This window comes from Marinobacter sp. NP-4(2019), from assembly GCF_003994855.1.
Classification (GTDB): Bacteria; Pseudomonadota; Gammaproteobacteria; order Pseudomonadales; family Oleiphilaceae; genus Marinobacter.
In genome coordinates this window covers 2,044,333-2,070,876 of the sequence record NZ_CP034142.1, presented here as the reverse complement: position 1 = coordinate 2,070,876, position 26,544 = coordinate 2,044,333, and the positions used below count along the sequence as shown (strand labels likewise).

Genomic DNA, 26,544 nt, shown 5'->3' with positions numbered 1-26,544 from the left:
GGTTTAACGGCGGGCATGCCGAATCCTGAAGTGCTTAGGAGGCATCGCCTGAATAATGACAGCATAGGACAAACCGCTGCGTATGCGCACCACCATTTTTGTCGTCACACTGTTACTGTCTGCCGCAGGCCTTGCCCGTGCGGAAAGCACCACGGCCGAGCAGATCAAACATGCTGCCGACTCGTTTCTGGAGACTTTCGCAGAGCAACAGGCGAAAAAAGGGTTTGATGTCACACATAAAACCGGTCGACTGGACAGTCGGCTGGCCCTGGCAACCTGTGAGCAGCCGCTGGCAGTCAGCTTCAGTGGCGACCCCTGGCAATCCACCCATCCAACGCTTCAGGTCGCCTGCCAGGGTGAGCGCCCGTGGCGGATGTTCCTGAACGCCTCCGTGTCCATTCGTGGCGAAGGGTTGGTGGCTGCCCGCCCCCTGGCTCGCGGCGAACGCATCATGGCCAGCATGATCGCTGCGGAACCGGTCGTGCTGAACGCGACCCGCAAGGGCGTGATTACTGACATTGATCAATTGGTGGGCATGGAAATGCGTCGCGGCGTCAATGCCGGCACAATGATGACCCCTGACCTGCTCTCCGCGCCGGCGGCGGTCACCCGGGGAGATCATGTTATTATTACCGCACGCAAGGGCAGCTTTACTGTCAACTCACGGGGTAAGGCCATGGCCGATGCCGGCGTGGGTGACCAGGTAGTGGTTGAAAACCTGTCCTCGTCCCGAACGGTTAAAGCACTGGTCACCGCCCCGGGACAGGTAGAGATTCCAATGTAAGTCATCGAAACAACAAGTGTACGGCGTGCTTTTTCCGCAGGCGGCAAGATCTTGCCACCTCCCGCGAAACAAATGACGGATATGTAATCTTTTGTAGCTAAAATAGCCTAAAGCTTTCGAATCAACCGCCGATAAGCAAGTATAAAATTCGCGAACGCTGCCCTTGGGCAGCCTATTAGAGTAAGCAGGTACCGATATGTCAGTTGACTTTAATGGAATTGGCCCCGGCCAGGTCAACACTCACAGAACCACGGCCGACAAGTCTGGCTCCACACAAAGTACCCAGCCACAGGCGCCAGAGCAGGCCAAAACCCAGGCTCAGGGTGCGCGGGGGGAAAACGTTAACCTCAGCAGCCAGGCGAAGAACCTGAAACAGCTGGAACAGAAGCTGGGTGATTATCCAGAGATGGATGATGACCGCATTGAGCAGATCCGTGCGGCCCTGGCCGATGGTTCATACAAGATTGACGCTGAGAAACTGGCCCAGAAAATGCTTGAGATGGATGAAAGCATTTTCGGGTGAGTAAATCATGGCCGCAATCGATGAACTGAAAGACCTTCTTTCCCAGGATATCCGCCAACTGGAGTCGCTAGCGGACATTCTGGAGCAGGAAAAGTCCTGCCTCTCCTCTTCGGATATGCAGGCATTGCAAACGATAACGACCGAGAAGAATACGGTTCTCGATCAGATTCGTGCGCGCGCCAAGCAGAAAATCCACGTCCTGGTTGCCATGGGATACCGTCCCGAGGGCGGTGCGCCTTCCCGCTTCATTCGAAGCGCGGGGTTATCCGATCTGGCGGAGCTGTGGACACAAGCCAATGAACGACTGACGTTCTGCCAGGAAATTAACCGCAATAATGGTCGTGTCATCAGTCATATGCAGAAACGTTTGTCACGCCTGACGGATATCTTCCGCGGTGCCAGCGGCCAGCAGAAACTTTATGGCGCTCATGGCGAGCAAACCGGCGATTCTCAGAGAACCATTCTGGCCAGTGCCTGATCGGTCAGATCAGGCTCCGGAGCCCTGCCTTCCGTTTCATCTGGTGTAGATCGTCATTCGTGAATCCGGATCGAAGCGGATATCACTGATACTGACATTGCCAATGGGGGGCGTGTGCCCACCACTGACACGGATATTATCCATGCGGATCTCCTCGATTCGCTCGGGAAATGCCAGCGTAAGCCTGCCATTGTCACCAACATGGTGGCGAGGACCATCGTCGCGATAGTGAACCCCGGTTATCGTCAGATCGGAATCCAGGAAATTCAGCACTGGAACAAAGATATGGGCCGTCAGTTTGATCCCTTCGATGACATCCGGCTCCTCACCGGTATCACTTCCGCCTGAAACCATGGCCTCGACGGCAGCAATACGTTGAGCGAGCGTCTGATCCCCCTGCCCCGAGACCCCGGCCATATCCTCATCACTCAAGGGTGAAATCCCCTTACGCTGCTGCATTACCGGCCCTGACTCCGAAGAGGTGGCCTGGGAAGCACTTACCGCCGGGCTTGCCGCAAAACTCACCAGGGGCTGCAGCGGCAGAGTCACCATAGTAAACACAGCGGCAGCGTTGCGGAAACGAGCCTGTTGTCTCAGGACTCTGAAAAGCTCGCGTTCGGTGATCCACCCGGTCTGGATCAGTACTTCCCCGAGGCGCTGCCCGGTTTCCCTCTGCAAGCGCAACCCCTCGTCCAGCTGCCGGGTGGACAAATACCCCCGATTAACAAGCAGTCGGCCAAGCCGTGATTTTTCTTCAAATCCCTGACGGATATCCACTGACGCCCTCCATTCCATGAATACTGCAGCCGTACCACCCAACCCGCCGCACCTTTTGTTAAACAATCTTATGACAGGTTAGACGATCAATACCCGATCTGCATGGGGGAATACCCGTTACTGGCGGAATTTCTGTTAATATCCCGGCTGACTCGTATCTTTCGCTGCACGATTGCCAGCGCCGTCCACGGAGCAAACAAGGTGAACCCGAATCAGTCGACATTACCGGTAATCCCATCACTTTCCGTTACTCATCTCTTGCTGGTTTTATTGGCCTCACTGGCCATCAGCTTCCCGGTTTTGGCGGGTAGCGACACCGTGGATCAACCACTGCCCCAGGTGCGCATGGAAACCAGCGAAGGAGTCATTGAAATCATGCTGCGGCCAGACGTGGCGCCGAAAACCGTGGAAAACTTTCTCAGTTATGTGGACAGTGGTTTCTATGAGGGCACCATTTTCCATCGGGTTATCCCGGGATTCATGATTCAGGGCGGCGGCTTCGACCGCAACCTTGGTCGCAAGGACACCCGCACCCCCATTCCCAATGAGGCCAGCCCCACCCTGCGGAACCTCCGGGGTACGTTAGCCATGGCACGAACCAGTCAGCCACACTCGGCCACCTCGCAGTTTTTTATCAATGTGGTTGATAATCCGTACCTGAATGCGTCCGATAACCCCAGGAAATGGGGCTATGCGGTCTTTGGCAAAGTGACCGAAGGCATGGGCGTGGTGGATGCCATTGCCCGCAAGCAGACCGGCTATTCCAGTGGTATGGCGGATGTGCCGAACGACCCCATTATCATTCGCAGCATCACTGTTATCGATAGCGGCGACGCATCCGGGAAGTAATGGCAGAAGAGACTGTGCCGGCCATAGAGCCGGCTGACATTCGCTGGCAAGATGGGGTACCGGAGTCAAGACTGTTCGGCGATGTCTACTTCAACCGTGATAACGGGCTGGAAGAAACCCGGCATGTCTTTATCGGGCACAATCAGTTGCCGGAGCGCTTTGCCACCCTACCGGATCACGCGTCCTTTGTGATTGCGGAATCCGGCTTTGGTACCGGCCTGAACTTTCTTGCTGCATGGCAGGCCTGGCGCAACACGCCTGCCAGCCAAAGCACCATCCTGCACTTCGTTTCCGCCGAGCGATACCCCCTGACCAGGGATGATCTGACACGTGCACTGGCACTCTGGCCGGAGCTGCAGGATCTCGGCGACGAGCTGATCCGACACTATCCACCACTGGTAAGGGGTGTTCACCGTGTCTTGCTGGACGGCGGGCGGGTCCGGCTCACCCTGTATTTCGGAGACGTACTCGATGCGTGGCGGGAACTGGAGTTCACCGCCGATGCCTGGTTCCTCGATGGCTTTGCCCCTTCCCTGAACCCGGGCATGTGGCTGGATGATGCCATCCACCAGATCCGGCAACACAGCAAACCCGGGACCACCCTCGCTACCTTTACCGCCGTAGGGCGTATTCGTCGTGCCCTCGCGGACACCGGCTTTTCGATGACCAAGGTGGCCGGGTTCGGGCGCAAACGGGACATGCTCACCGGCGTAATTCCGGAATCCGCTTCCGAAACCGGGGTAACGGATGTCAGCAAGCCCGCCTCGATTGCCATTGTCGGTGCCGGAATCGCCGGCAGCTTGCTGGCTCGCAACCTTGCCGAGCGCGGCGTCGACGTCACCCTGGTTGACGGTGCCAACAAGGCGGGTACCGCAGCCTCCGGCAACCTGCAAGGCGCGCTTTATGTGAAGCTCGGGGTCGAGTTCAACGCTCAGACTCAGTTGGCGCTGACATCACTCCTGTTCAGTCAGCGCTTCTACGCGCCCTACCGGCACAATGGCTGGCATCCCACCGGTCTGTTGCAAATGGCCTGGGGCGAGCAGGAACAACAACGCCAGGAGCGTTTTCTCGACCGTAACCACTATCCACCAGAAGTGCTGGTACCCGTGGATGCGGCAGAGGCCAGCAGGCGGACCGGCGTTCCTGTTGCAACCGGCGGCCTCTGGTACGCCGACAGTGGTTGGCTTGAGCCAGCCGCCCTGTGCAGGACCCTGGCAGACCACCCCAACATTCGGCACTGTTTCGGCATGGAGGTTCAGAGACTTTCCAGACAGGAGGACGAGTGGGTAATCGCGGGCACCGGGCCAGACATCCATGTCGACAGGGTTATTCTCTGCTCCGGTCATCGGACACCGGAACTTGTTCCCCTCGAGGGCATGAGCGGCGCTTTCCGTTTCAAGGCGATACGGGGCCAGGTCAGTCATCTGCCCAAAGAGCGCATCCATGCGCCAGAGGCGGTGATTTGTGGCCCCAGGTATCTGAACCCCGCCCACCAGGGGATATGTGTAACCGGCGCCACCTTTGATCTCCATGACCTGTCGCCTCAGGAAAGCGCCAACAGCCATCGGGAAAACCTGAGAGAACTGAACGCCATGCTACCCGGACTCTGGAATAATGAGCCACCAGCCGACTCTGAAGCGAAAACCATTGAGGGTCGGGTCGGGTTTCGCTGCACCACCCATGACTACCAACCCGTGGCCGGGAGTCTCGACAACCTGGAAGGTGACAAGCTCAACGGGCTCTTTCTGTTTACCGGCCTGGGCAGCAAGGGCCTGACCTATGCGCCATTGCTGGCTGAATTTCTTGCGGATAAGCTTACCGGGCAGCCTGCGTGTTTGCCTCGTTCGTTGGAAAAACGGGTAAACCCGCATCGATGCTATAGAATGGAAGCGGCTAAGGCCCATTGACGAGCTTAAGGTTTCCGAACGCCGGCCGATAAGTATTTAAAGGGCGTTACGATCCCGGAGATATCCATGGCCATATTTGTCAGTGAACCCGGCAGACCCGTCGGAACCCGATTACCGGAAATATTCCGGGGGCGGCGCGTGGGTGACGTCACCGAAATGACCGAATCACACGCTATTAATACTGGCCACAGTGAAGTCACGGACGCAGAGTTCCAGCACGCGCAATACGCATCCGGCTTTCACCGTGCGATGGAGGAGTATGGCTCCGCCGCATACGATGAGCCCCGGGAACAACGCAGCTATCTTCCGGTTGCAACTATCTGTACCCAGACGCTCTATTCACTGCCGGCAACCGCCACCCTCTCCGAAGCTTTGACAATGATGGATGATAACGGTGTTCACCATCTGGTTATCACTGCCCAGGACAACGTTGCCGGACTCATCGACCTGCGCTGGCTGCTCGCCTGGCTACATGAACACAATGGCAATGCCATGAGCCACAGCATGATTCACATTGAGCTGCCGGCATTTCTGACAGCTTCACCGGAAACCGACGCCCATCAATTGGCCCGACTGATGCTGGCCCATCAGTTGAACGCAGCGCTGGTGGTGGATAAAAACGGCGCACCCACCGGAATTGTCACCAGCACCGACTATCTCAAGCTGTACGCCAATGCCGGTCGTCAGCAGGGTACGGTTTAAGGGTACGGTTTAATTCAGCCGCGTACCCTCACCCGAAAACAGGACGATCTTCCATTCACTCTCTGCCCCCACCGTCTCCCGCACTAAAGTGACGATCTCATCATCACGGTAGTTGGCCAGCGCAGCGATGTTCGCATCATCAATACCTGGCTGAACCCGCCAGATATCCCACGAGTCCGGATTCTCATCACCGTTGGTCGCAAAATCTGCCGGAGATATCCGCGCGAGAACAGGCTGCCGAATACCACTGTCCACAGCCTTATCGGCAAAAGCGCCGGTAGTGGCGCCCCCAGCAATCAGGTCTTCATCAAACGCCAGTAATGCGGCAAAAGTCTCCTTACCTGTCCGCGAACCATCAGCGTAGGAAAACGCGACATCCACTTCACCGGAGGAGGAATAACCGAGAACGAACCCGGTGGTGCCGGCCACCGGCTCGCCGTTAAGACGCTTCGTGTCATCGGAGTCATCAATGGTATACAAGCGGTCACTGTTTCCCAGCAACCAGAGGTTATCGACGCCATTAAGGCCATCCACGACCGCCTCGCTGCCATCGGTTCCACGCTGGTACACGTTAACAGTGATGTCAGCACCGGCGACACTATAGAAAAAGACGTCTGTAGAACCGGCACTGTTCTGGGTTGCTACCGCGCCCTCTGAAGCACCAAACAGGTAGGGGATGGCGTTCACTGTACTGCCGGACACCACGGTTTCATCCTGACTGGAACCTATCTGTCGAGTCCAGGCGAGCCTGGGGACCCGGTTATCACCGTCGATTTCGGTATCTATCCGCTGCAGGAAACTGTCGACACCGCCAGCCCGGGACTCCCCCGGCCACCGCCCACCGGTTTCCCCGGCAATCGCCACGAAGCCGCTATCCTTATTGATGCCAACCCAGCGGGGTACATCATCGGCCGACGTCCCCGTGCGAATGGTCCAGACTTCCGAGTACTCATTACCTGCGGCAGCAGCTGAGTCAAACCAGTACAGGCTCGCCACCATATCCATGCCGCCGTGGGAGGTGTGGCCAGGCATGTCGGTGCCAGCGCCGTACGCCACGACAAATTCGAAACGATCCACTCTGGTGCTGCCCTGCGTCACCTGGCGCTGGGCAAAGTGAATCACCGGGTGAGGCTTGTCCAGAACAGTTGCACCATCCGACACCGCCACCTCCTGTAACAGTGCCCCTTTCTGATTGAAGATGCGTACCAGTACCTGATCGTTATTGGCGTCGTCGTATCCAGCGACATACAGCCGCCCTTCATGCCCCACGGCCAGGTCGGTGGGGACGAATGCATCCTCGTCGTTGAGAATCAGCGGAGCAACCAGCTCATTGATATTGATCCGCAGTTCACCGTCCTCCGCGGTCCCGGCAAAGCCTGCACGACCGGCCTGGTAATCCTGGTCAACACCGAGTATCAGGAAACGATCCTCCATACCGGCATTGCTGTATTCCTCTTCATCAGGAATCTTCACCCGGAAGCGGACTCTCGCCACGTCCTCCGGGAACCGGAGCACATCGTTATCCTGCCAATTGCCGTCTTTGTCCTGGGTCTGAATACCATAGTCCCCGGTCTTGGCGAGGGAGTCCACAGTCTCTCCGAGCTTGACCCGAACCGTCCCTGCCCTATCGCCAGACAGCACGGCCACGTACTGTCGTTGTGTTCCCACGCTGAGCGCGTCGCGCTGCCGCCCGCCAACGGTTTCCAGGCGCACCGTCGGTTCGTTGTCATCAATATTCAGGGAAACTTCCATTCCGCTGTCCGAGGGCCCCAGGGACGCCAGACCGCTACGGACTTCGGTCAGGGTCAATTGCAGCGATTCACTGGCTTCCGGCAGGGTGTCATCCACAACTTCCAGGCGGATGTAACATTCGGTAATACCCGGCTCCAGTGTAATTACCCCTCTGGAATAGACGCCATACCCGTCCTGCTGGTAATTCAGATAGTCGGGTACCGGTAAGGCGCCTTCACTGCCGCTGCCAAGGGCCACGATGTCCTTGCCAATAACAGCCTCATCATGGTTGGCCTCACCTTCTTCGCAACGCTGATGTTCCGGATCAAATCCCTGGTCACAGACATCGGGATCAAAGTCGGAGGAGAGCTCAAAAGCCACGGCAACGCGGGTGACGGACGGCTGATCCAGCAGGACTCTGACCAGCACCGGATGGGTATCCGAGGTACGGACCTCGGTGTCGGTTACGGCTCCGTCACTATCGTAAAGATTAGCGGTATAGCTGTGTGCCCCGGTGTCACCCAGTTCCGGAGCCTCACACCGGTTATCGCTGGCTTCCGGGCTACCCGTGGATTGACCTTCCACGAAGGTGTCTGCATCCAGGGACAACGGGTTCCGCTTCACCTCGATACCAAACGGTTGCACCCCGGTCCGTTCGCCGTCAGTGGTGATCAGATTGATGTTTTCAATCTTGCCAAGATCCGCATCCCCGCGGTTACCTCCGCTGAGCCCCGGCACCCCCCTGATGATGACGCCCGGGCGGGCCTTGTTGCGGGTTTCTTCCAGGGCCAGCCAGGACGGTGCGTTGGTCAGGGAAAAATCCAGTATTCGCTCGCCACCATAGGCCCCGAAATTATAGTAATACTCCACCCCCAGGTAGGCTTCAGAGGGTGGAACACCCAGGACGGTGGGGTCATCAGCACTCTTTTCGGTTTTGCATCCGGTCGTGATCAATACCAGGAGCAACAACAGCCCCTGACCTCTGACCAGGGAGACAATGCGTGATAGCGAGTCGGCGCGCATGAAAAAGTCCGTTTCGAAGCGTTGTTATTATGGGTGTTCAGGCAGGACAACCGGTCCGCTTTACACACCGTTACAGAACAACGCCATGGTAATCAATTTGTACACGGGGGGATCTGCGCGAGTTCTCAGATTCACAGGCCGGGAGCCCTGCCGTGGATCCCGGCCTGATTGGCTATGCGCCGTGGGATTCCAGGAGGGCACGGAAACCGTCTTCATCCAGCACCCTGACCCCAAGGGACTCGGCCTTGGTCAGTTTGGAGCCGGCTGCCTCTCCGGCGACGACACACGCGGTCTTTTTGGAAACACTGCCGGCAACCTTGGCACCCAGTTTTTCCAGACGCTCTTTAGCCTCGTCCCGGGTCATCTCCGTGAGAGTGCCGGTTAACACCCAGGTTTCCCCCTGAAGCGGCCGCTCCTCCGCGGTGATCTCTTCAGTCTGCCACTGGACTCCCGCTTTTTTCAGGGAAGCAATGGTCTCCTGGTTGTGGGGCTGGTCGAAAAAGCTGCGAATGTGGCCGGCGACGATGGGCCCGACATCCGGAACCTGCTGGAGCGCTTCCTCGTCCGCTTCGCTGATCGCTTCCAGGGACCCAAAGTGGCTGGCCAGGGACTTTGCAGTTGCCTCCCCAACTTCGCGGATTCCCAACGCGTAGACAAAGCGCCAAAGCACTGGATGCCGTGATTTATCAATGGCCGCCAGCAAGTTGGCCGCGGACTTATCGCCCATGCGCTCCAACCCGGTGAGATCTTCCTTGGTCAGTCCATACAGGTCCGCCACGGTCTTTACCATGCCCCTGTCAACCAGTATGTCGATCCATTTATCCCCCAGACCTTCGATATCCAGGGCCTTGCGGGAGGCATAATGCCGGATCGCTTCCTTGCGCTGTGCGGGACAAAACAGGCCACCGGAGCAACGGGCCACGGCTTCGCCTTCGATCTGGATAACATCCGAATCGCAAACAGGACAGGTCTTTGGTAACTCTACCTCACGAGCGTCCTGCGGCCGTTTCTCCAAAACCACCTTGACGACCTGGGGAATGACATCACCGGCGCGCCGGATAAACACCGTGTCCCCGATCCGGGCGTCCAGGCGACGAATTTCATCCATATTGTGCAGGGTGGCATTGCTGACCGTCACACCACCCACAAAGACCGGTTTCAGGCGAGCCACCGGCGTCACCGCACCGGTCCGCCCGACCTGGAACTCCACATCCTCGATAACCGTAAGCTCTTCCTGGGCAGGAAATTTCTGGGCGATCGCCCAACGCGGCGCGCGGGAGACAAAACCCAATGCCTGCTGAAGCGCCAGGCTGTTGACCTTGAATACGATACCGTCAATTTCATAGGGCAACTCGCCACGTTTGTCCATCAGCGCCTGGTAGGCCGCCAGGCATTCGTCCGCGCCTGTAGCCTTACTCATTTCCGGGTTGATCCGGAAGCCCCACTGCCCGACCTGCTGCAGGCAATCCCAATGGGTGTCAGGCAATACCGATTCGTCGGTAACGGCAACACTGTACGCGCACATTTCCAGGGGCCGACGCGCGGTCACCGACGGTTTTTTCTGCCTGAGGCTGCCAGCTGCGGCATTACGCGGGTTGACGAAAGTTTTATCGCCCTGATTGGCCAGCGTCTCGTTCAACTTCTCGAACCCGGCTTTGGGCATGTACACCTCGCCCCGGACTTCCACCATTTCGGGCAGGTTACTGCCCCGAAGCTTCAGGGGCACGGACGGAATAGTACGGATGTTGGCTGTGATATCCTCGCCGGCGTAACCATCGCCCCGAGTGGCCGCCCGGGTGAGCACGCCCTTCTCGTAATGCAGGCTGACGGCCAGGCCGTCGAGCTTGGGTTCACAGACGTACTCGATCTCATCCCCGGTTTTAAGGCGGTCCCTCACCCGACGGTCAAAATCCCTTAGTTCTTCCTCGTTGAACGCGTTGTCCAGGGACAACATGGGTACCCGGTGCACCACCTCTTCAAAACTGGTCTCTACATTGGCACCGACCCTTCGGGTGGGCGAGTCATCGGTGACCAGCTCGGGGTGACTGGCCTCGAGTTCCTGGAGCTCCCGGAACAGCCGGTCGTATTCGGCATCCGGCACCTGGGGATCGTCCAGCACATAATAGCGATAGTTGTGCTCATCTATGATGTTGCGGAGTTCCTGTACCCGGTTTATGGTCTCGGGAGTCGCTGTGCTCATACCTGTAATCCCTTGGATCTACAAAAAAATACCCGGATTTTACCGGGTATTTTACTCTCATCGATAGCGGGAAGCGTCAGTGCCGCGGCGATCGTTGCTTGCGTTCAAACTCGCGGATGCGCTGACGGCAATGCTCGATGGTTTGTGGGGTCATCACACTGCGCCGCTCGTCTTTCAGCTCCCCGCCCATGTTACGAACCACGCACTGAGCGGTTTCGAGCATAAACTCAAAGGCCTGAAGCGCGTTGGACGGCCCCGGCATGCTCATGAAAAAGCTGATGCCCGGTGTCGACAGAGTCGGCATGTCCTGCGGCCGGAAGGTTCCCGGTTCTACCGCGCTGGCCACGCTGAACTGTACCGGACTGGTGGTGTCTGACTCTTCGTGACGATGGTAGATGTCCATGTCACCGTATTCCAGACCACAGGCTTCAAACAGTTCCTTCAGCACGCTGCCCTTAAAATCCTCGCCATTACGCGCCAGCACGTTAATGACGACAACTTCTCTCGCCTCCGGACGATTGGCTCCGGCCAGGGGTTGCCCCGAACGCTTCGGGGATTGATCACGCCGGGCAGTGTCCTCCTGCACCTCGCTGGTCACCGTGGGAGGCGGGCTGGCAACCGTTTGTTCTGATTGCTCCGCAGGCCGTGGCTCGCTGGCGATGCCCTCATCAGGTTCAGGCTCATCGTCATTCGCACCCCAACCGGTATCAGGCGCTTCATAATCATCACGCTTATCGGCCTGGAGTGCTGTGTCGTCCTCAGCGGCTTCCGATTGGGGCGGCTCTTCCTCCGCCACGGTCCTGTTAGCTTCATCACTGATGATCGGGCGCGTTGGCTTCTGCACCGGATTACCAAAACGACTTGGGCGCTCCCGCTTCAAGTAACCTCGCTCTTCGAGCGTGTCCCGGGAGATTGTACGGGCCCCGCCGTTCGGAAGCTCCGGGTTGTATTCCTCGTCCAGTGGCGATTCATCCAGGTCGTTGGCTCCCATACCTGACGAAATCGCCATGGATTCCTTGCGTGCCCGGCGCATTCGACGAAGACCGTCGATGACAATGCCGATGATAACCAGGGTACCTATGGCAATTAACCATTCCCTTAGTGACATAGTGATGCTGTCCTGTTTGCAGATCGGATATCGTTGCTACTCTAAGAAAAGCCTGTAATGAATACAACGCACAGGCGGGCCAGATGGCCGTTTTGTCATATTTGGCGGCATTCCGGCACCCTGACAACAGGTGCCTTACGCCTCCGCCAGGGCGGCCGCTTCGTCCACATCCACTGATACCAACCTCGAACAACCTGGTTCGTGCATGGTGACCCCCATCAACTGGTCCGCCATTTCCATGGCGATCTTGTTATGGGTAATGTAGATGAACTGAACCTGCTTTGACATCTCCTTCACCATATTGGCATAGCGGCCTACGTTGGCATCGTCCAGTGGTGCGTCCACCTCATCCAGCATACAGAACGGCGCCGGGTTGAGCTGGAAGATGGAAAACACCAGCGCGATCGCGGTCAGCGCCTTTTCACCACCGGAAAGCAGGTGAATGGTGCTGTTTTTCTTGCCAGGCGGCCTCGCCATGATGGCCACCCCGGTTTCCAGCAAATCTTCACCGGTCAGCTCAAGGTAGGCGTTTCCGCCCCCGAAGACTTTCGGGAACAAAGCCTGTAGCCCGCCGTTCACCTGATCAAATGTTTCCTTGAAGCGCTGTCGGGTTTCACGGTCAATCCGCCGGATTGCATTATCCAGCGTTTCCAGCGCTTCCATCAGGTCTTCGTGCTGACTGTCCAGATAGGTCTTCCGCTCACTCTGGACCTGGTATTCCTCAATGGCCGCCAGGTTGATGGCACCCAGCCGCTGGATCCGGTTACCAATCTTTTCCAGCTCATCCGCCCATGCCTGCTCCGTGGCATCTTCAGGTAGCTGCTCCAGCACCTCCTGCAACTTCACATCCAGCTCCTTGAGCTGTTCGATGTGGTTACCCGAACGGATTTCCAGTGCCTGGGATTCCATCTTCAGTTTTTCGAGCCGGGCGCGGATGTCCTGAACCTCATGCTCCGTGCGGCTTCGGCCCTGCTCCTTTGCCCGAACCTCACGATCGATTTCTTCCAGCGCATCCCTGGCAACACCCAGCTTCTCTTCTTCCGCCAGTCGCCGGTCCAGCAACCCTTCCAGTTGCATCTGCAGATCTTCCACCGGTTCTTCCACGCTTTCCCGGGATTCACGAAGAATCTCCAGCCGCTCCTCCAGCCGCTCTTTCTGCATTTGCATGCGGTCGATGGTCTGGCGCAAGCCATCCCGCTGACTGTTCAGGGACTGCAATTGTAACTGAAGCTGATGGGCCCGGTCCCGGTCATGGCGGGCCTCCTGGCGCAGATGATCCAGGTTTTCACGGAGCGAGTCCCGGCGTTCCAGCAGCTGTTCTTTCTCTTCGTCATTGTCTTCCGTGGATGCCAGGGCTTCCTGCCACTCTTCCCGGACTTCCTGAAGCTGTTCGAGTTGCTCTTCCAGATTCAGTGCCACGTCCTCAGCATCCTCCCGGATCCTCTGGAGGCGTGCGTCGATCTGTTCCGCCCTGGCCTTCAGGCCACTGATCTTCGAGGACAGCCCACCAAGCTCCCGTTCCGCATCGCTGAGACGGCCCTGGGCTTCATCCCGGTTGGCTTCTGCCCTTTCCGATTTTTCCTGAAGGCCTTCCAGTTCTTCATTGGCCTCCTGCAACAGCGCCTCAGCCTCACCCAGCTCTTCCGATAGCTGGCTCACTTTCTTTTGGCGTTCAATCACCCCCACCTGAGCGTTGTCGGAGTCCGGCATCAGAATCCAGTCCCGCGAAACCCACACTCCTTCCCGGGTAATGACGGACTCACCATGATTCAGGCTGTCCTGTCTGGCGAGCGCATCATCCAGCGCATCCGCGGTGTCTATGCCGGCCAAAAGTCCATGCACGGCTGCCGCTCCTGAAACCCGGGCGGCGAGTCCGGAGGACGGTTCCACACTCCGAGTTTCAGCATTGACCAGCGCCAGACCTTTGGGGGCGCCCGACATGGCGTGATGAAATGAGTCCATGCCCGCCACACTCACGCCCTGACTGAAACGGCTGATCACCTGCTCAACGGCAAACTCCCAGCCATTATCGATGGTGAGCTGCTGGGCGACCCTCGGTGCGGCTTCCAGCCCGAACTCGTGCAACCAGGATTGCAGCGCGTCATCCTGCCCGCCCATCTGCTCGTCCAGCATCGCCTGATGGGATTCCAGCGAGGCGCGAAGACTTTGCACCTTCTGGCGGTAGTCAGACACCGTCTGCTCGGCATCTTTCTGCTGCTGACGGACATCAAACAACTCGTCCTGAACCGCAGCGATCCGGTCAGCCGCCTCCTCACGCTGTAACTCGAGGGTTTCCTGCTGCTCCAGCAACTCGTCCAGTTCAGCGCGATCCAGCTGCCCTTCAAGCAAGTCCTGTTCATCCTTCAGGCGCTGCTGTCGGTTCTTGAGTTCGGTAATCGCATTCTCGAGCGAGTGTATCCTTGACTGAGCCAGTTCGGCCTGACGCCGGGCATCCGAAGAGCGGGAACTGAACTGTTCCCACGTCTGCTGCCATTCGCTCATGGCATCTTCTGCAAGCTGGAGCTTCTCCCCGGACTCCTCGGCACGCATGGCCAGTGCTTCCTGCTCCGGCTCAATCATGTCCAGCTCTTCCTGGATGCCGGACAATTTCTCTTCATCCTGCTCCAGTTCCCGCGCGAGTTCCCGCTGGTTGGCCATGGCCTGGTCCAGCTCGGTGGCAATCTGGCGGCCACGCTCACGCTGATGCTCCAGGCTTTGCTCAATACGGGCAATGTCGGCACCGGCCTCATAGTAACGTGCCTGAGCCCGGTTAAAATGCTCGGTCCGTTCCTGATGACTGTCCCGCAGGGATTCCAGTGACGTTTCCAGGTTGACCCGCTCAGTCAGGTACTTCTCGAGTTCCAGCTCGGTGTCACGAATTTTCGACCGCCAGGTCTGCAGATCGTTGTCCAGTGACTTCCAGCGCAGAACCGTCAGTTCCGCCTTTTTCTGACGCTCTTCCTGCTTATAAGCCTTGTATTTCTCAGCGGCAGCGGCCTGACGTTCCAGATGCTGCAACTGGCGACCGAGCTCTTCCCGGAGGTCGGTGAGGCGCTCCAGGTTTTCCTGGGTCCGGCGAATGCGGTTTTCCGTTTCCCGGCGCCTTTCCTTGTACTTGGAAATACCGGCAGCCTCCTCGATGTACACCCGCAGTTCTTCCGGTTTGGCCTCAATCAACCGGGAAATCATCCCCTGCTCAATTATCGCGTAACTTCGGGGCCCCAGGCCGGTCCCCAGGAACAGGTCGGTAATATCACGGCGGCGACATTTGGAGCCATTGAGAAAATATTCAGACTGACCTTCGCGGGAAACCCGACGGCGAACAGAAATCTCATTGAATTTGACAAATTCACCGGGGGCGGAGCCGTCGCTGTTGTCAAACACCAGCTCGATTGAAGCCTGCCCCACAGGCTTGCGGGCGCTGGAGCCATTGAAAATAACGTCGGTCATGGATTCGCCACGGAGATACTTGGCGGAACTTTCCCCCATCACCCAACGCACGGCGTCAATGATATTGGACTTGCCACACCCGTTAGGACCTACCACAGCCGTCATATTGGTGGGGAAAGGTACCGTGGTCGGATCGACAAAAGATTTGAAACCAGACAGCTTGATGGATTTCAGGCGCATATCAGGCGCTTGCCTCCTCCCTGAGTATTCTTAACACCTGGTTGCGTTGATGCTCGCCGAACCTGATGATCGCCGCCTCAACCCTGGCGGCATCCCCGCTGGCCGCGGCATCGGCCACATCGCTAAAGAAGCGACCGGTCTCTGCCAGTTCCCCACGAAAATGCTCAAGCGCAACGAAGTATGTCCGGCTGATAGCCGGCCGGAAGTTCTCCAGGGTTTCTTCCAGGAACGGATTGTCCACCAGGGTATAGGCGTAGCGCATTACACCGAAGCCAGCCTCAATCACCTGTTCGGCCGCATCGTCACCTGAAGAGTTGAGGGCGTCGGTGACGGCCTGGAGTTCCCGGGCATGACCCACAATGCTTGCCAGCTCCTGCCGTGACCAACGTTCCATCACCTTTCGGCCCAACATGCACAGCAGATCGATGTAGATATCGTAAAGGCTGTTAACAAGCTCAGGCGTCAGCCTGGAAACGACCGCACCGCGGCGGGGGAAGATCTCAATCAGGTGGCGGCGCTGGAGAATCAACAGCGCCTCACGAACGGAACCGCGACTGACATTCAGCTCGCCTGCCACCTTGAGTTCCTGCACTCGTTCTCCGGGTTTGAGATCACCCGTCATGATCCGCTGTCCCAGATGCTGGGCGATTTGTTCGGAAAGACTTTCGGGAGCCTGAAACCTCATAAAGTTGGTCGCTCACTTGCTGCAGACGGCACGATTTTAAGCGCAAAAGTTTACCACAGGGATTGGCTGACCCCATCCCCTTGCCGGACATTTCGACCACATCCCGAGAGTGGCAAACAATCGCCGGAATTCTGACACCCGACAAAAAACCAAAACCCGAATCTATAAATAATGTTAAATCAACCTCCTATCAAGTTGTATATAAAGATATTTATTTTTCTAGGTATAGTTCATGCCTGTTAATGGGAAACTCTTTACCAGGGCAGTACCCAGTGAAACATATACCGTCGATTGCCAAACCTGGACCACAGCCACAAAAACTTGCCGCCTTGCGACAGGCTCACCGGGATTGGAATGAGTCGCCTGACCCCATGACGCGACTGACCAGGAGACTCTCTACCACACTGTCCCTGGAGAATCAGTTGGCTATTATAACTGAGGAGATCGGCGGAACTGTTCCCTTCGACGCACTTCACTATCGTCACCATATTGGCGGAACTGACTTTGTGTATGCTTCTGGGATGGGTGGCCCTCACCAATGCGAGTACCGCCTGAATCTCGAGGGCGAGCACTATGGCACCCTGTCACTGAGACGCCGGCAAAAATTCACGGAACAGGAACTGGAAGCAATCGAGATGATGCTGGGAGCAGTCATTTGCCCGATCAGGAACGCTTGCCAATTTCTGGCCATTGAACACGCTGCGTTGACCGACTCCCTGACAGGCACTCCCAACAAGCGCGCCATGGATGCTGCCCTGAATCAGGCCTGTCAGCTGTCTGATCGACACGGTGACCAGTACTCGCTGATCCTCTGCGACCTGGACCACTTCAAGGCGATCAACGACAGCTACGGCCACGTTGTGGGTGACCACCTACTCAAATTGACAGCCAATGAACTGGAAAAAGCGGTACGCAGTTCTGACTCGGTGTACCGTTTCGGTGGTGAGGAGTTTGCGATACTTCTGCCACATACCGATGAGTTGGAAGCACGCGACGTGGCAAACCGAGTTCGCGATTATATTGGCGGCATTGTCGTTAATTGTGGGGACATTGACGTTTCAGTAACAGCTAGCTGCGGCGTGGCCATGCATCTGACCCACGAAACTTCGGAGCAATGGCTCGCACGCGCCGATGAAGCCCTGTATCGGGCAAAAGACCACGGCCGCGACTGCACCCGGGTCTTTGCCAGTATTAGCTAGCTTTTCTTAACGCTTCGTATTGGTTTGCGGGCCGGCTTCTTGCCCTGGCTTGCAGGTTTGGTTGAGCTCACATCCCATTTGCGCCCCCCGGTTTTTCGTGCCGGTCGGCCTGGTTGTTTCTTGCGCTTACGATCCAGTGCCGCCTGCTCGTTCGGGGTCTTGGCGGGGATGGCAACGGTCTCCAGGCCGACAGCCTTGCTGAGCGTATCGACTGCCTTCTGATCCAGCTCTTCCCATTTACCTACCGTCAGGCGACTCGGAAGAAACACCGGTCCATAGCGAACCCGCTTCAAGCGGCTGACCCTGACTCCCTGGGACTCCCACAAACGGCGAACTTCACGATTCCGTCCTTCCAGCAGAGTGACATGGAACCATCGGTTGATACCGCTACCGCCAGCCGGCGTGATATCGGTGAACTTGGCCATGCCGTCTTCCAGCAGCACGCCGTCCATCAGGCGCTGCAGCATCGCATCGTCCACTTCGCCAAATACCCGGACTGCGTATTCCCGGTCAATCTCACTGGATGGATGCATCAGCCGGTTGGCCAGCTCGCCATCGGTGGTGAACAGAACCAGCCCGGTGGTGTTGATATCCAGACGACCAATAGAAATCCAGCGATGATCCTTGAGCCTTGGCAAACTATCGAACACCGTTGGCCGTCCTTCCGGGTCACGGCGGGTGGTCACTTCCCCTTCCGGCTTGTTGTAGATCAGCACGCGGCGGACCACTTCCGCCCCGGAAGCCAGATCAAGGCGCTTGCCATCCAGTTCGATGCGATCGCTAATAGTCACCTTCTGGCCGGGCTCCGGCAGCTGACCGTTGACGGTCAAACGACCGGCCTCCACCCAACCTTCCACCTCGCGACGGGAACCTACGCCCGCCCTGGACAGCAGCTTCTGAATTCTTTCCGGACCACCAGCGGCGGCCATCGGTGTTTTACGGGGAGCGGAGGGTTTGCCTCCAGACTTACCGGGGCGCTCTGACGCCATGAACTTATCCTTTCAGTAGGCTGATGCGGGCCCAGGCCCGCGGCATCAGTGAAGTGTCTGATTCGATGGGGCGTCCTGCTCCGGCTCACCGGAACTGCCTTCCCCATCGCTGGCCGAAGATCCGGATTCAAACTCAATCTCCGCCTGCATATTCTTTTCTATTTCACGACCAATCTCTTCCAGATCCCGTACTTCCGACAACGGCGGCAACTGGTCCAGCCCCTGCAGGTTGAAGTAATCCAGGAACTGTCGCGTCGTAGCGTACATGGCGGGCCTGCCGGGTACATCCCGATGGCCAACCACCCTCACCCACTCGCGTTCCAGCAGGGTTCGCACAATGTTACTACTAACGGTAACCCCGCGAATATCCTCGATCTCACCCCGGGTGATCGGCTGACGATACGCAATCAGCGCCAGGGTTTCGAGCAAGGCCCGGGAGTACCGCTGGGGCTTTTCCTCAAACAACCGCCCCACCCAGGGAGCAAACTCCTCACGCACCTGCAGACGGTAACCACTGGCGACCTTTTTCAACTCAAACCCGCGGCCCTCACAAGCACTCTCGAGCAACACCAGGACATGCTCCATGACTTGTCGCGCAGGCCGCTCGTCTTCCGGGAAAAGTTCCCTCAGTTGATCAAATGACAGTGGTCTGCCCGCCGCCAGCAGCGCGGCTTCGATAATCGCCTGTATCTTTCTCAGGTTCTCTTCGTTCATGGAACTCGCGCTTTCGCTTAACTGGACGCTCTGGCCCTGACATGAATGGGACCAAGGACTTCCCCCTGGACAACCTCTATCAGCTGTTCCTTCACCAACTCCAGAGTCGCCAGGAAGGTCACAACCACACCCAAGCGACCTTCCTCCGGTGTAAACAGGCTTTCAAAGTTAACAAAGCGATCGTCCTGCAGTACCGAAAGGATAGCCGACATACGCTCCCGGGTAGACAGCCTCTCCCGCTCGACATGGTGGCTGGTGAACAGGTCTGCTCGCTTGAGCACGCCCTGTAGCGCCAGAAGCAGCTCTGAGAGCTCCACATCCGGATGCGGCTGGCTGGAGGGCAACCTCGGTAACGCAGCCGATCCGGCAAAGGTATCCCTTTCCTGACGCGGCAGCTGATCCAGGTCCTCCGCCGCTTTCTTGAAGCGTTCATACTGCTGCAACCGGCGGATCAGCTCCGCGCGAGGATCCACCTCTTCCTCGTCATCGCTTTCCTGCCGGGGCAGCAGCATTCGAGACTTTATTTCCGCCAGTGTAGCTGCCATCACCAGGTACTCTGCCGCGAGCTCAAACCGCATCGCTTCCACAGCACCGATGTAGTCCATGTATTGGCGGGTAATTTCGCTGACGTCGATATCGAGAATGTCCATGTTCTGGCGGCGGATCAGGTACAACAACAGATCCAGGGGCCCCTCAAAGGCTTCCAGAAACACCGCCAGCGCATCGGGTGGAATGTACAGGTCCCGCGGCAGGTCCACCACGGGTTTACCGGACACCAGAGCCAGAGGCACCTGCTCGGGGGTAGACGATGACGTCTCTTCTCCCGTTTCGGCCTGCGACGTGCCCACCGTGTCATCGGTCATACTCTCTCCCATCCGGCAGCGCTAACTCCGTTTCAACGGTAGTTCAGACCCATGGCGGTGCGAACTTCCTCCAGGGTATCCCTGGCAGCATCACGGGCCTGCTCACACCCCTCTTCAATAATGGACCGTACCAGATCCGGGTTACCTTCGTACTCCCTGGCACGTTCATGGAGCGGGCGCTGCTCCTCAATGATCGCATCAATAAGCGGCTTCTTGCAGTCCAGACAGCCAATCCCGGCACTTCGACAACCGGTTTGGACCCATTCCTGAGTATCCGCATCGGAGTAAATCTTGTGCATGCCCCACACCGGACACTTCTCGGGTTCCCCCGGATCGGTCCGACGGACCCGTTGGGGATCGGTCTGCATGGTGCGAACTTTCTTGGCAACCGAATCCTGATCCTCACGAAGGCCAATGTAATTGTTGTAGGACTTGGACATTTTCTGTCCGTCCAGGCCCGGCATCTTCGATTCCGGGGTCAGCAGCGGCTGGGGCTCCGGCAGAATCACCTTGCCACCACCTTCGATGTAACCGTACAGCCGCTCGCGATCGCCCAGGGAAATATTCTGCTGCTCTTTCAACAGTGCGCGGGCGGTCTCCAGGGCCTCCATATCGCCCTCTTCCTGATACCGCTTTTTGAGATTGCGGTACAGTTTGGCGTTCTTCTTGCCCATCTTCACGATGGCCCCTTCCGCCTGCTCCTCGAAGCCTGGCTCGCGACCGTAGATATGGTTAAAGCGACGGGCGACTTCACGGGTAATCTCCACGTGGGATACCTGATCGGCTCCAACCGGAACCTTGCCCGCCCGGTACATCAGGATATCCGCACTTTGCAGCAGCGGGTACCCCAGGAACCCGTAGGTCGCCAGATCCTTTTCCCGCAGCTTTTCCTGCTGGTCCTTGTAGGTGGGAATGCGCTCCAGCCACCCCAACGGCGTAATCATGGACAGCAACAGGTGCAGTTCTGCATGCTCCGGCACCCGCGACTGGATAAACATGGTGGACGATCCCGGGTTTACCCCGGCTGCCAGCCAGTCGATAACCATGTCCCAGACACTCTGCTCGATACCGGTGGTGTCTTCATAATCGGTGGTCAGGGCATGCCAGTCAGCGACGAAGAAGAAGCACTCATACTCATGCTGGAGTTTCACCCAGTTTTTCAGAACACCATGGTAGTGGCCAAGGTGAAGCTTGCCGGTTGGACGCATCCCGGACAAAACCCGTTGCTGGGAATCTACAGAACTCAAAGCATGAACTCCTTCTGGTGTTATGGAATCAGCCCATCTTAGTGCAGGCTGACCGGGCATTATAGTCTTATGTAACGCTGGCGTTAAGAAGCCTTTGAAAAACAGCCATCAAGCACAGGCCGTAAAACGAAAAAGCCCCCGGCGCCTTTCGGCAGACCCGGGGGCTTTTATCACCGGTGGTAACGACTTACCAGCCAGTTGCTTCCTTCAGTGCCTTGCCGATTTCGGCCAGGCTACGCACGGTTCTGACACCGGCGTCGTTCAGTGCGGCAAACTTCTCGTCCGCGGTACCCTTGCCACCGGAGATAATCGCACCGGCATGGCCCATACGCTTACCAGGAGGCGCAGTCACACCCGCGATGTAGGAAACCACCGGCTTGGTGACGTTTTCCTTGATGAAAGCTGCGGCTTCTTCCTCGGCGGTACCGCCGATCTCACCGATCATGACGATGGCCTCGGTCTGCGGGTCTTCCTGCAGCAGCTTGAGGATATCGATGAAGTTGGAGCCCGGAATCGGGTCACCACCAATACCGACACAGGTGGACTGACCGTAACCGAAATCGGTGGTCTGCTTGACCGCTTCGTAAGTCAGGGTGCCTGAACGGGATACGATGCCCACCTTGCCCGGCTTGTGGATGTGGCCCGGCATGATACCGATCTTGCACTCACCCGGCGTGATCACACCCGGGCAGTTCGGACCAATCATCCGTACACCCTTGTGATCCACATACTCTTTGGCGTAGAGCATGTCGATGGTCGGGATACCTTCGGTGATGCACACAATCAGCTGGATGCCAGCGTCTGCGGCTTCGATGATGGCGTCCTTACAGAACGGCGCCGGCACGTAGATAACCGTGGCTTCGGCACCGGTCTTTTCAACGGCTTCACGAACAGTGTTGAATACCGGCAGGCCCAGGTGCTCGGTTCCGCCCTTGCCCGGGCTCACACCGCCAACCATTTTGGTGCCGTACTCGATCGCCTGCTCAGAGTGGAAAGTGCCCTGTGCGCCGGTAAAGCCCTGGCAGATAACCTTGGTGTCTTTGTTGATCAGGATGCTCATTATTTACCCCCTGCAGCTTTAACGACTTGCTCTGCGGCATCCGCCAGACTGGTGGCGGCAATGATGTTCAGGCCACTGTCAGCGAGTACCTTGGTGCCGACTTCGGCATTGTTACCTTCAAGGCGAACAACCACGGGAACCTTGACACCCACTTCCTTGACCGCACCAATGATGCCTTCCGCAATCATGTCGCAACGCACGATGCCGCCAAAGATGTTGACCAGAACGGCCTGTACATTGTCATCGGACAGGATGATCTTGAACGCTTCGGAAACGCGCTCTTTGGTGGCGCCGCCACCAACGTCCAGGAAGTTGGCAGGCTGGCCGCCAGACAGCTTGATGATGTCCATGGTACCCATGGCCAGACCAGCGCCGTTTACCATGCAGCCGATGTTACCTTCCAGAGCCACGTAGTTGAGCTCCCACTTGGCTGCTTCGGCTTCACGGGAATCTTCCTGGGAAGGGTCGTGCATCTCGTGGATTTTCTTCTGACGGTACAGTGCGTTGCCGTCAACACCAATCTTGGCATCCAGGCAATGCAGGTCACCGGCCGGAGTAATGACCAGCGGGTTGATTTCAACCAGAGCCAGGTCGCAATCTTCGAACAGTTTGGCCAGGCCCAGGAAGATCTTGGTGAACTGACCGATCTGCTTGCCTTCCAGACCCAGCTTGAATGCCAGCTCACGACCCTGGTACGGCTGACCGCCGACCAGCGGATCGATCTCTGCCTTGAGAATCTTTTCCGGAGTCTCTTCGGCTACCTTCTCGATCTCGACACCGCCTTCGGTGGAGGCCATGAAGACAATACGACGGGTACCACGATCAACAACCGCACCCAAATACAGTTCCTGGTCGATATCGGTGAGGGATTCAACCAGAATCTTGCTGACCGGCTGACCGTTTTCGTCGGTCTGGTAGGTCACCAGGTTCTTGCCCAGCCAATGCTCGGCGAACTCGCGAATCTCGTCTTTGCTCTTTACCAGCTTGACACCGCCGGCCTTACCACGGCCACCTGCGTGTACCTGTGCCTTGACAACCCAGGCGTCACCACCGATCTCATCGGCAGCAGCGACGGCTTCTTTCGGAGTATCGCAGGCAATGCCCTTGGATACTGGCAGGCCATATTCAGCGAACAGCTGCTTGCCCTGATATTCATGCAAATTCATAGTTAATGTCCCGCTTTTTGATGGAGGATAACCACGTACGGAAATGAACCCGCCGGATCCTGTCGGATTTAGGCCGTAAATCCGACAACAACCTGGTGCGAATTCGGCCAGGTGTGCCGGGGATCGCCTCAGCACACCACTGACGCAGTCGGAAACCAACCGTTTTATGGTAGTGGGGCGCCGTCATTGGCGCCCCTGTTTCCTGCTCTGCGTTACTTCTTTTTGCGACGGTTGGCGATGTGAATCGCGCCGCCATCGACAGCCAGGGCTGCTTCATGCACAGACTCGGACAGAGTCGGGTGCGCAAAACAGGTCAGAGCCAGGTCTTCTGCACTGGAGCCAAACTCCATCGCAATCACGCCCTGCGCGACAATCTCGGATGCCTGGGGTCCCACAACGTGGAAGCCAAGGATGCGATCGGTCTTTTCGTCAGCGATAATCTTGACCAGGCCGGACGCCGCATTGGCGGCCATGGCACGGCCATTGGCGGCAAATGGGAAAGTCCCCACCTTGTAAGCCTCGCCTTCGGCCTTCAGGTCTTCTTCGGACTTACCAACCCAGGCCACTTCCGGTGCCGTATAGATGACGTTAGGAATGCAGTCGTAGTTGACCTGCGGCTTATGGCCAGCGATCCGTTCAGCGACCATGACCCCCTCTTCGGATGCCTTGTGTGCCAGCATCGGACCACGAACCACGTCACCAATCGCCCAGACACCCGGAGCTTCAGTCTTGCAGTTATCGTCCACGAAAATGAAGCCACGCTCATCCATCTTTACACCAGAGTCCTCTGACAACAGATTATCGGTGTAAGGGCGACGACCAACAGCCACGATCAGCTTGTCGAATTTCTTCTCTTGCTTGCCGTTCGAGTCTTCATAGGTCACGTTCACCAGCTTGCGCTTGACTTCAGCACCGGTCATGCGTGCACCCATGACAATATCCAGTCCCTGCTTCTTGAACTGCTTCTGCGCGTCCTTGGCAACCTGCTGATCAACTACCGGCAGGAATGTATCCTGGGCTTCGATCACAGTCACTTCCGATCCCAGACGGGACCATACACTGCCCAACTCAAGGCCAATAACGCCGGCACCAATGACGCCAAGACGCTTGGGTACTTCGGTGAACTCCAGTGCACCCTCGGAATCCACAATGTAATTACCGTCAAACGGTGCAGGCGGAATCTCGATCGGCTTGGAGCCGGTCGCCAGGATGACGTTGTCCGCCTCGTAAGTGGTGGTCTTGCCATCCTTGTCAGTGACTTCAACCTGCCGATTGGCCAGCAACTTACCGTGGCCATGAATGGAAGTTACACCGTTGGCCTTGAACAGACCGGCGATACCGCCGGTTAACTGCTTCACAATACCGCTCTTACGCTCCATCATCTTCGCGATGTCGATTTTGACATCTTTGGCGATGATGCCCTGCGTCTCGTAATCGTGGCTGGCTTCCTCAAATTTGTGGGAAATCTCCAGCAGCGCCTTGGAAGGAATACAGCCCACATTCAGACAGGTTCCACCAAGCACCTGGGCTTTGCCGTCCTCAGAGGTCCAGGACTCCACACACGCAGTCTTCAGGCCGAGCTGGGCGGCTTTGATAGCGGCTACGTAACCACCAGGGCCCGCACCAATCACAATGACGTCGTACTTATCAGACATATTTGATCCCGTTTTCCGATTCGTTAAGTGTCAGCTCAGATGTCCAGCAGGATACGCGCCGGGTCTTCAAGCATTTCCTTGATAGCCACCAGGAACTGCACGGCTTCCTTACCATCAATCATGCGATGGTCATAGGACAGCGCCAGATACATCATAGGCAGGATTTCAACTTTGCCATTGACCGCCATCGGGCGCTCCTGGATCTTGTGCATACCCAGGATTGCAGTTTGCGGCGGGTTCAGGATCGGCGTAGAGATCAGGGAGCCGAAAATGCCGCCATTGGTGATAGTAAAGGTGCCACCGGTCATCTCCTCGATGCCCAGCTTGCCGTCTTTGGCCTTGGTGCCGTACTCAACGATTTTCTTCTCAATATCCGCCAGGCCCAACGCATCGGCATCACGCACCACCGGCACCACCAGACCACGGTCTGTGGAGACGGCAACGCCAATATCCTGGTAACCGTGGTACACCATGTCATTACCATCAATGGAGGCGTTTACAGCGGGGAAACGCTTCAGAGCCTCGGTAGCGGCCTTGGTGAAGAAAGACATGAAACCAAGCTTGATGCCATGACGCTTCACAAAGGTATCCTGGTACTGCTTGCGCAGCTCCATGATCGGCGCCATGTTCACCTCGTTGAAGGTGGTCAGCATGGCCGCGTTCTGCTGGGCACTGACCAGACGCTTGGCAATGCTTGAACGCAGACGGGTCATTGGCACACGCTTTTCCGGACGCTCGCCGGCAGCCAGTTCCACCTGCGGCATTTCACCGGCTGGCTTTGCAGCTCCAGCAGATGCTGAAGACTTAGCGCTATCTACATGTTTCTGAACATCTTCTTTTGTTACGCGACCATCTTTTCCGGTACCTTTGACGGCATTCGGATCAACGTCATTCTCTTCGGCCAGTTTACGGGCCGCAGGGCTGAGAATCGCGTCACCGGACGGAGCCTCACTCTTGGCCTCTTCCTTGGGAGCCTCTTCTTTCTTGGTCTCGGCCGGCTTGGATTCGCCCGCTGCACCTTCCTTGAATTTGCCAATCACTTCACCGCTTTCCACGGTGTCGCCTTCACCTTTGACAACCTCTTCGATCACGCCATCTGCCGGCGCGACCACTTCAAGAACAACCTTGTCGGTTTCGATATCGACAATCAGTTCATCTCGGGAACAGGCTTCACCCGGCTGCTTGTGCCAGGTCGCGACGGTACCCTCTGCGACCGACTCTGGAAAAACGGGGGCTTTAATCTCAGTTGACATC

General features: G+C 57.3%; 21 protein-coding genes. 7 read left to right on the top strand and 14 right to left on the bottom strand.

Annotated features, from left to right (window positions below):
- Positions 1 to 82 precede the first annotated feature (82 nt).
- The 3 genes from flgA (at position 83) to EHN06_RS09485 (ending at position 1,785) form a co-directional block, all read left to right on the top strand.
- Positions 83 to 784, top strand: a complete 702-nt coding sequence (flgA, locus tag EHN06_RS09495) for a flagellar basal body P-ring formation chaperone FlgA (RefSeq protein WP_206075744.1) — start codon at positions 83 to 85, stop codon at positions 782 to 784.
- 196 nt (positions 785 to 980) lie between these two features.
- A complete protein-coding gene (gene flgM / locus EHN06_RS09490) occupies positions 981 to 1,307 on the top strand; it encodes a flagellar biosynthesis anti-sigma factor FlgM (protein ID WP_127332309.1) in 327 nt (108 codons plus the stop codon).
- A gap of 7 nt (positions 1,308 to 1,314) precedes the next feature.
- Positions 1,315 to 1,785 (top strand): flagella synthesis protein FlgN, encoded by a 471-nt coding sequence (locus tag EHN06_RS09485; protein ID WP_127332307.1) that lies wholly within the window; start codon positions 1,315 to 1,317, stop codon positions 1,783 to 1,785.
- A 36-nt stretch (positions 1,786 to 1,821) separates the two neighbouring features.
- Here the strand turns inward: EHN06_RS09485 and EHN06_RS09480 are convergent, their stop codons facing one another.
- Positions 1,822 to 2,562, bottom strand: a complete 741-nt coding sequence (locus tag EHN06_RS09480; protein WP_127332305.1) for a pilus assembly protein PilB — start codon at positions 2,560 to 2,562, stop codon at positions 1,822 to 1,824.
- A 201-nt stretch (positions 2,563 to 2,763) separates the two neighbouring features.
- Here EHN06_RS09480 and EHN06_RS09475 point away from each other — a divergent pair, with 201 nt between their 5' ends.
- From EHN06_RS09475 to EHN06_RS09465, 3 genes are all read left to right on the top strand, one after another.
- Positions 2,764 to 3,411, top strand: coding sequence for a peptidylprolyl isomerase (locus EHN06_RS09475; protein ID WP_416332547.1), 648 nt, complete (start codon positions 2,764 to 2,766; stop codon positions 3,409 to 3,411).
- Positions 3,411 to 5,318, top strand: a complete 1,908-nt coding sequence (mnmC, locus tag EHN06_RS09470; RefSeq protein ID WP_127332301.1) for a bifunctional tRNA (5-methylaminomethyl-2-thiouridine)(34)-methyltransferase MnmD/FAD-dependent 5-carboxymethylaminomethyl-2-thiouridine(34) oxidoreductase MnmC — start codon at positions 3,411 to 3,413, stop codon at positions 5,316 to 5,318. Before EHN06_RS09475 ends, mnmC begins: the two co-directional genes overlap by 1 nt.
- 66 nt (positions 5,319 to 5,384) lie before the next feature.
- Positions 5,385 to 6,020: a CBS domain-containing protein gene (locus tag EHN06_RS09465; protein ID WP_127332299.1), complete on the top strand. Its 636-nt coding sequence runs from the start codon at positions 5,385 to 5,387 to the stop codon at positions 6,018 to 6,020.
- Between the two features lie 9 nt (positions 6,021 to 6,029).
- On the opposite strand, the gene EHN06_RS09460 is transcribed toward EHN06_RS09465, so the two are convergent.
- The 5 genes from EHN06_RS09460 to EHN06_RS09440 form a co-directional block, all read right to left on the bottom strand.
- Positions 6,030 to 8,774: a hypothetical protein gene (locus tag EHN06_RS09460; RefSeq protein ID WP_127332297.1), complete on the bottom strand. Its 2,745-nt coding sequence runs from the start codon at positions 8,772 to 8,774 to the stop codon at positions 6,030 to 6,032.
- Positions 8,775 to 8,946: 172 nt separating this feature from the next.
- The gene (gene ligA, locus EHN06_RS09455) at positions 8,947 to 10,974 is read right to left on the bottom strand and encodes an NAD-dependent DNA ligase LigA (protein WP_127332295.1); all 2,028 of its coding nucleotides are present in this window, start codon (positions 10,972 to 10,974) and stop codon (positions 8,947 to 8,949) included.
- Positions 10,975 to 11,050: 76 nt separating this feature from the next.
- Positions 11,051 to 12,082, bottom strand: coding sequence for a cell division protein ZipA (gene zipA, locus EHN06_RS09450; RefSeq protein WP_127332293.1), 1,032 nt, complete (start codon positions 12,080 to 12,082; stop codon positions 11,051 to 11,053).
- 135 nt (positions 12,083 to 12,217) lie between these two features.
- A complete protein-coding gene (smc, locus tag EHN06_RS09445) occupies positions 12,218 to 15,712 on the bottom strand; it encodes a chromosome segregation protein SMC (protein WP_127332291.1) in 3,495 nt (1,164 codons plus the stop codon).
- Position 15,713: 1 nt separating this feature from the next.
- Complete coding sequence (locus EHN06_RS09440; protein WP_127332289.1) at positions 15,714 to 16,397, bottom strand: GntR family transcriptional regulator; 684 nt, start codon at positions 16,395 to 16,397, stop codon at positions 15,714 to 15,716.
- Positions 16,398 to 16,669: 272 nt separating this feature from the next.
- Between EHN06_RS09440 and EHN06_RS09435 the strand changes: the two genes are divergently transcribed.
- A complete protein-coding gene (locus EHN06_RS09435; RefSeq protein ID WP_127332287.1) occupies positions 16,670 to 17,596 on the top strand; it encodes a GGDEF domain-containing protein in 927 nt (308 codons plus the stop codon).
- Here the strand turns inward: EHN06_RS09435 and rluB are convergent.
- From rluB to odhB, 8 genes are all read right to left on the bottom strand, one after another.
- The gene (rluB, locus tag EHN06_RS09430) at positions 17,593 to 18,585 is read right to left on the bottom strand and encodes a 23S rRNA pseudouridine(2605) synthase RluB (protein ID WP_127332285.1); all 993 of its coding nucleotides are present in this window, start codon (positions 18,583 to 18,585) and stop codon (positions 17,593 to 17,595) included. The genes EHN06_RS09435 and rluB overlap by 4 nt on opposite strands.
- Positions 18,586 to 18,630: 45 nt before the next feature.
- The gene (gene scpB, locus EHN06_RS09425) at positions 18,631 to 19,299 is read right to left on the bottom strand and encodes an SMC-Scp complex subunit ScpB (protein WP_127332283.1); all 669 of its coding nucleotides are present in this window, start codon (positions 19,297 to 19,299) and stop codon (positions 18,631 to 18,633) included.
- A 17-nt stretch (positions 19,300 to 19,316) separates the two neighbouring features.
- The gene (locus tag EHN06_RS09420; RefSeq protein ID WP_127332281.1) at positions 19,317 to 20,162 is read right to left on the bottom strand and encodes a segregation and condensation protein A; all 846 of its coding nucleotides are present in this window, start codon (positions 20,160 to 20,162) and stop codon (positions 19,317 to 19,319) included.
- Between the two features lie 32 nt (positions 20,163 to 20,194).
- Positions 20,195 to 21,370, bottom strand: a complete 1,176-nt coding sequence (locus EHN06_RS09415) for a tryptophan--tRNA ligase (protein ID WP_265936925.1) — start codon at positions 21,368 to 21,370, stop codon at positions 20,195 to 20,197.
- Between the two features lie 226 nt (positions 21,371 to 21,596).
- Complete coding sequence (gene sucD, locus EHN06_RS09410) at positions 21,597 to 22,469, bottom strand: succinate--CoA ligase subunit alpha (RefSeq protein WP_127332277.1); 873 nt, start codon at positions 22,467 to 22,469, stop codon at positions 21,597 to 21,599.
- Entirely contained in the window at positions 22,469 to 23,635 is a 1,167-nt protein-coding gene (sucC, locus tag EHN06_RS09405) for an ADP-forming succinate--CoA ligase subunit beta (protein WP_127332275.1), read from the bottom strand. Before sucC ends, sucD begins: the two co-directional genes overlap by 1 nt.
- A gap of 212 nt (positions 23,636 to 23,847) precedes the next feature.
- On the bottom strand, positions 23,848 to 25,290 hold the full coding sequence (gene lpdA / locus EHN06_RS09400) for a dihydrolipoyl dehydrogenase (RefSeq protein ID WP_127332273.1): 1,443 nt from the start codon (positions 25,288 to 25,290) through the stop codon (positions 23,848 to 23,850).
- A gap of 35 nt (positions 25,291 to 25,325) precedes the next feature.
- Positions 25,326 to 26,543, bottom strand: a complete 1,218-nt coding sequence (gene odhB / locus EHN06_RS09395) for a 2-oxoglutarate dehydrogenase complex dihydrolipoyllysine-residue succinyltransferase (protein WP_127332271.1) — start codon at positions 26,541 to 26,543, stop codon at positions 25,326 to 25,328.
- Position 26,544 lies beyond the last annotated feature (1 nt).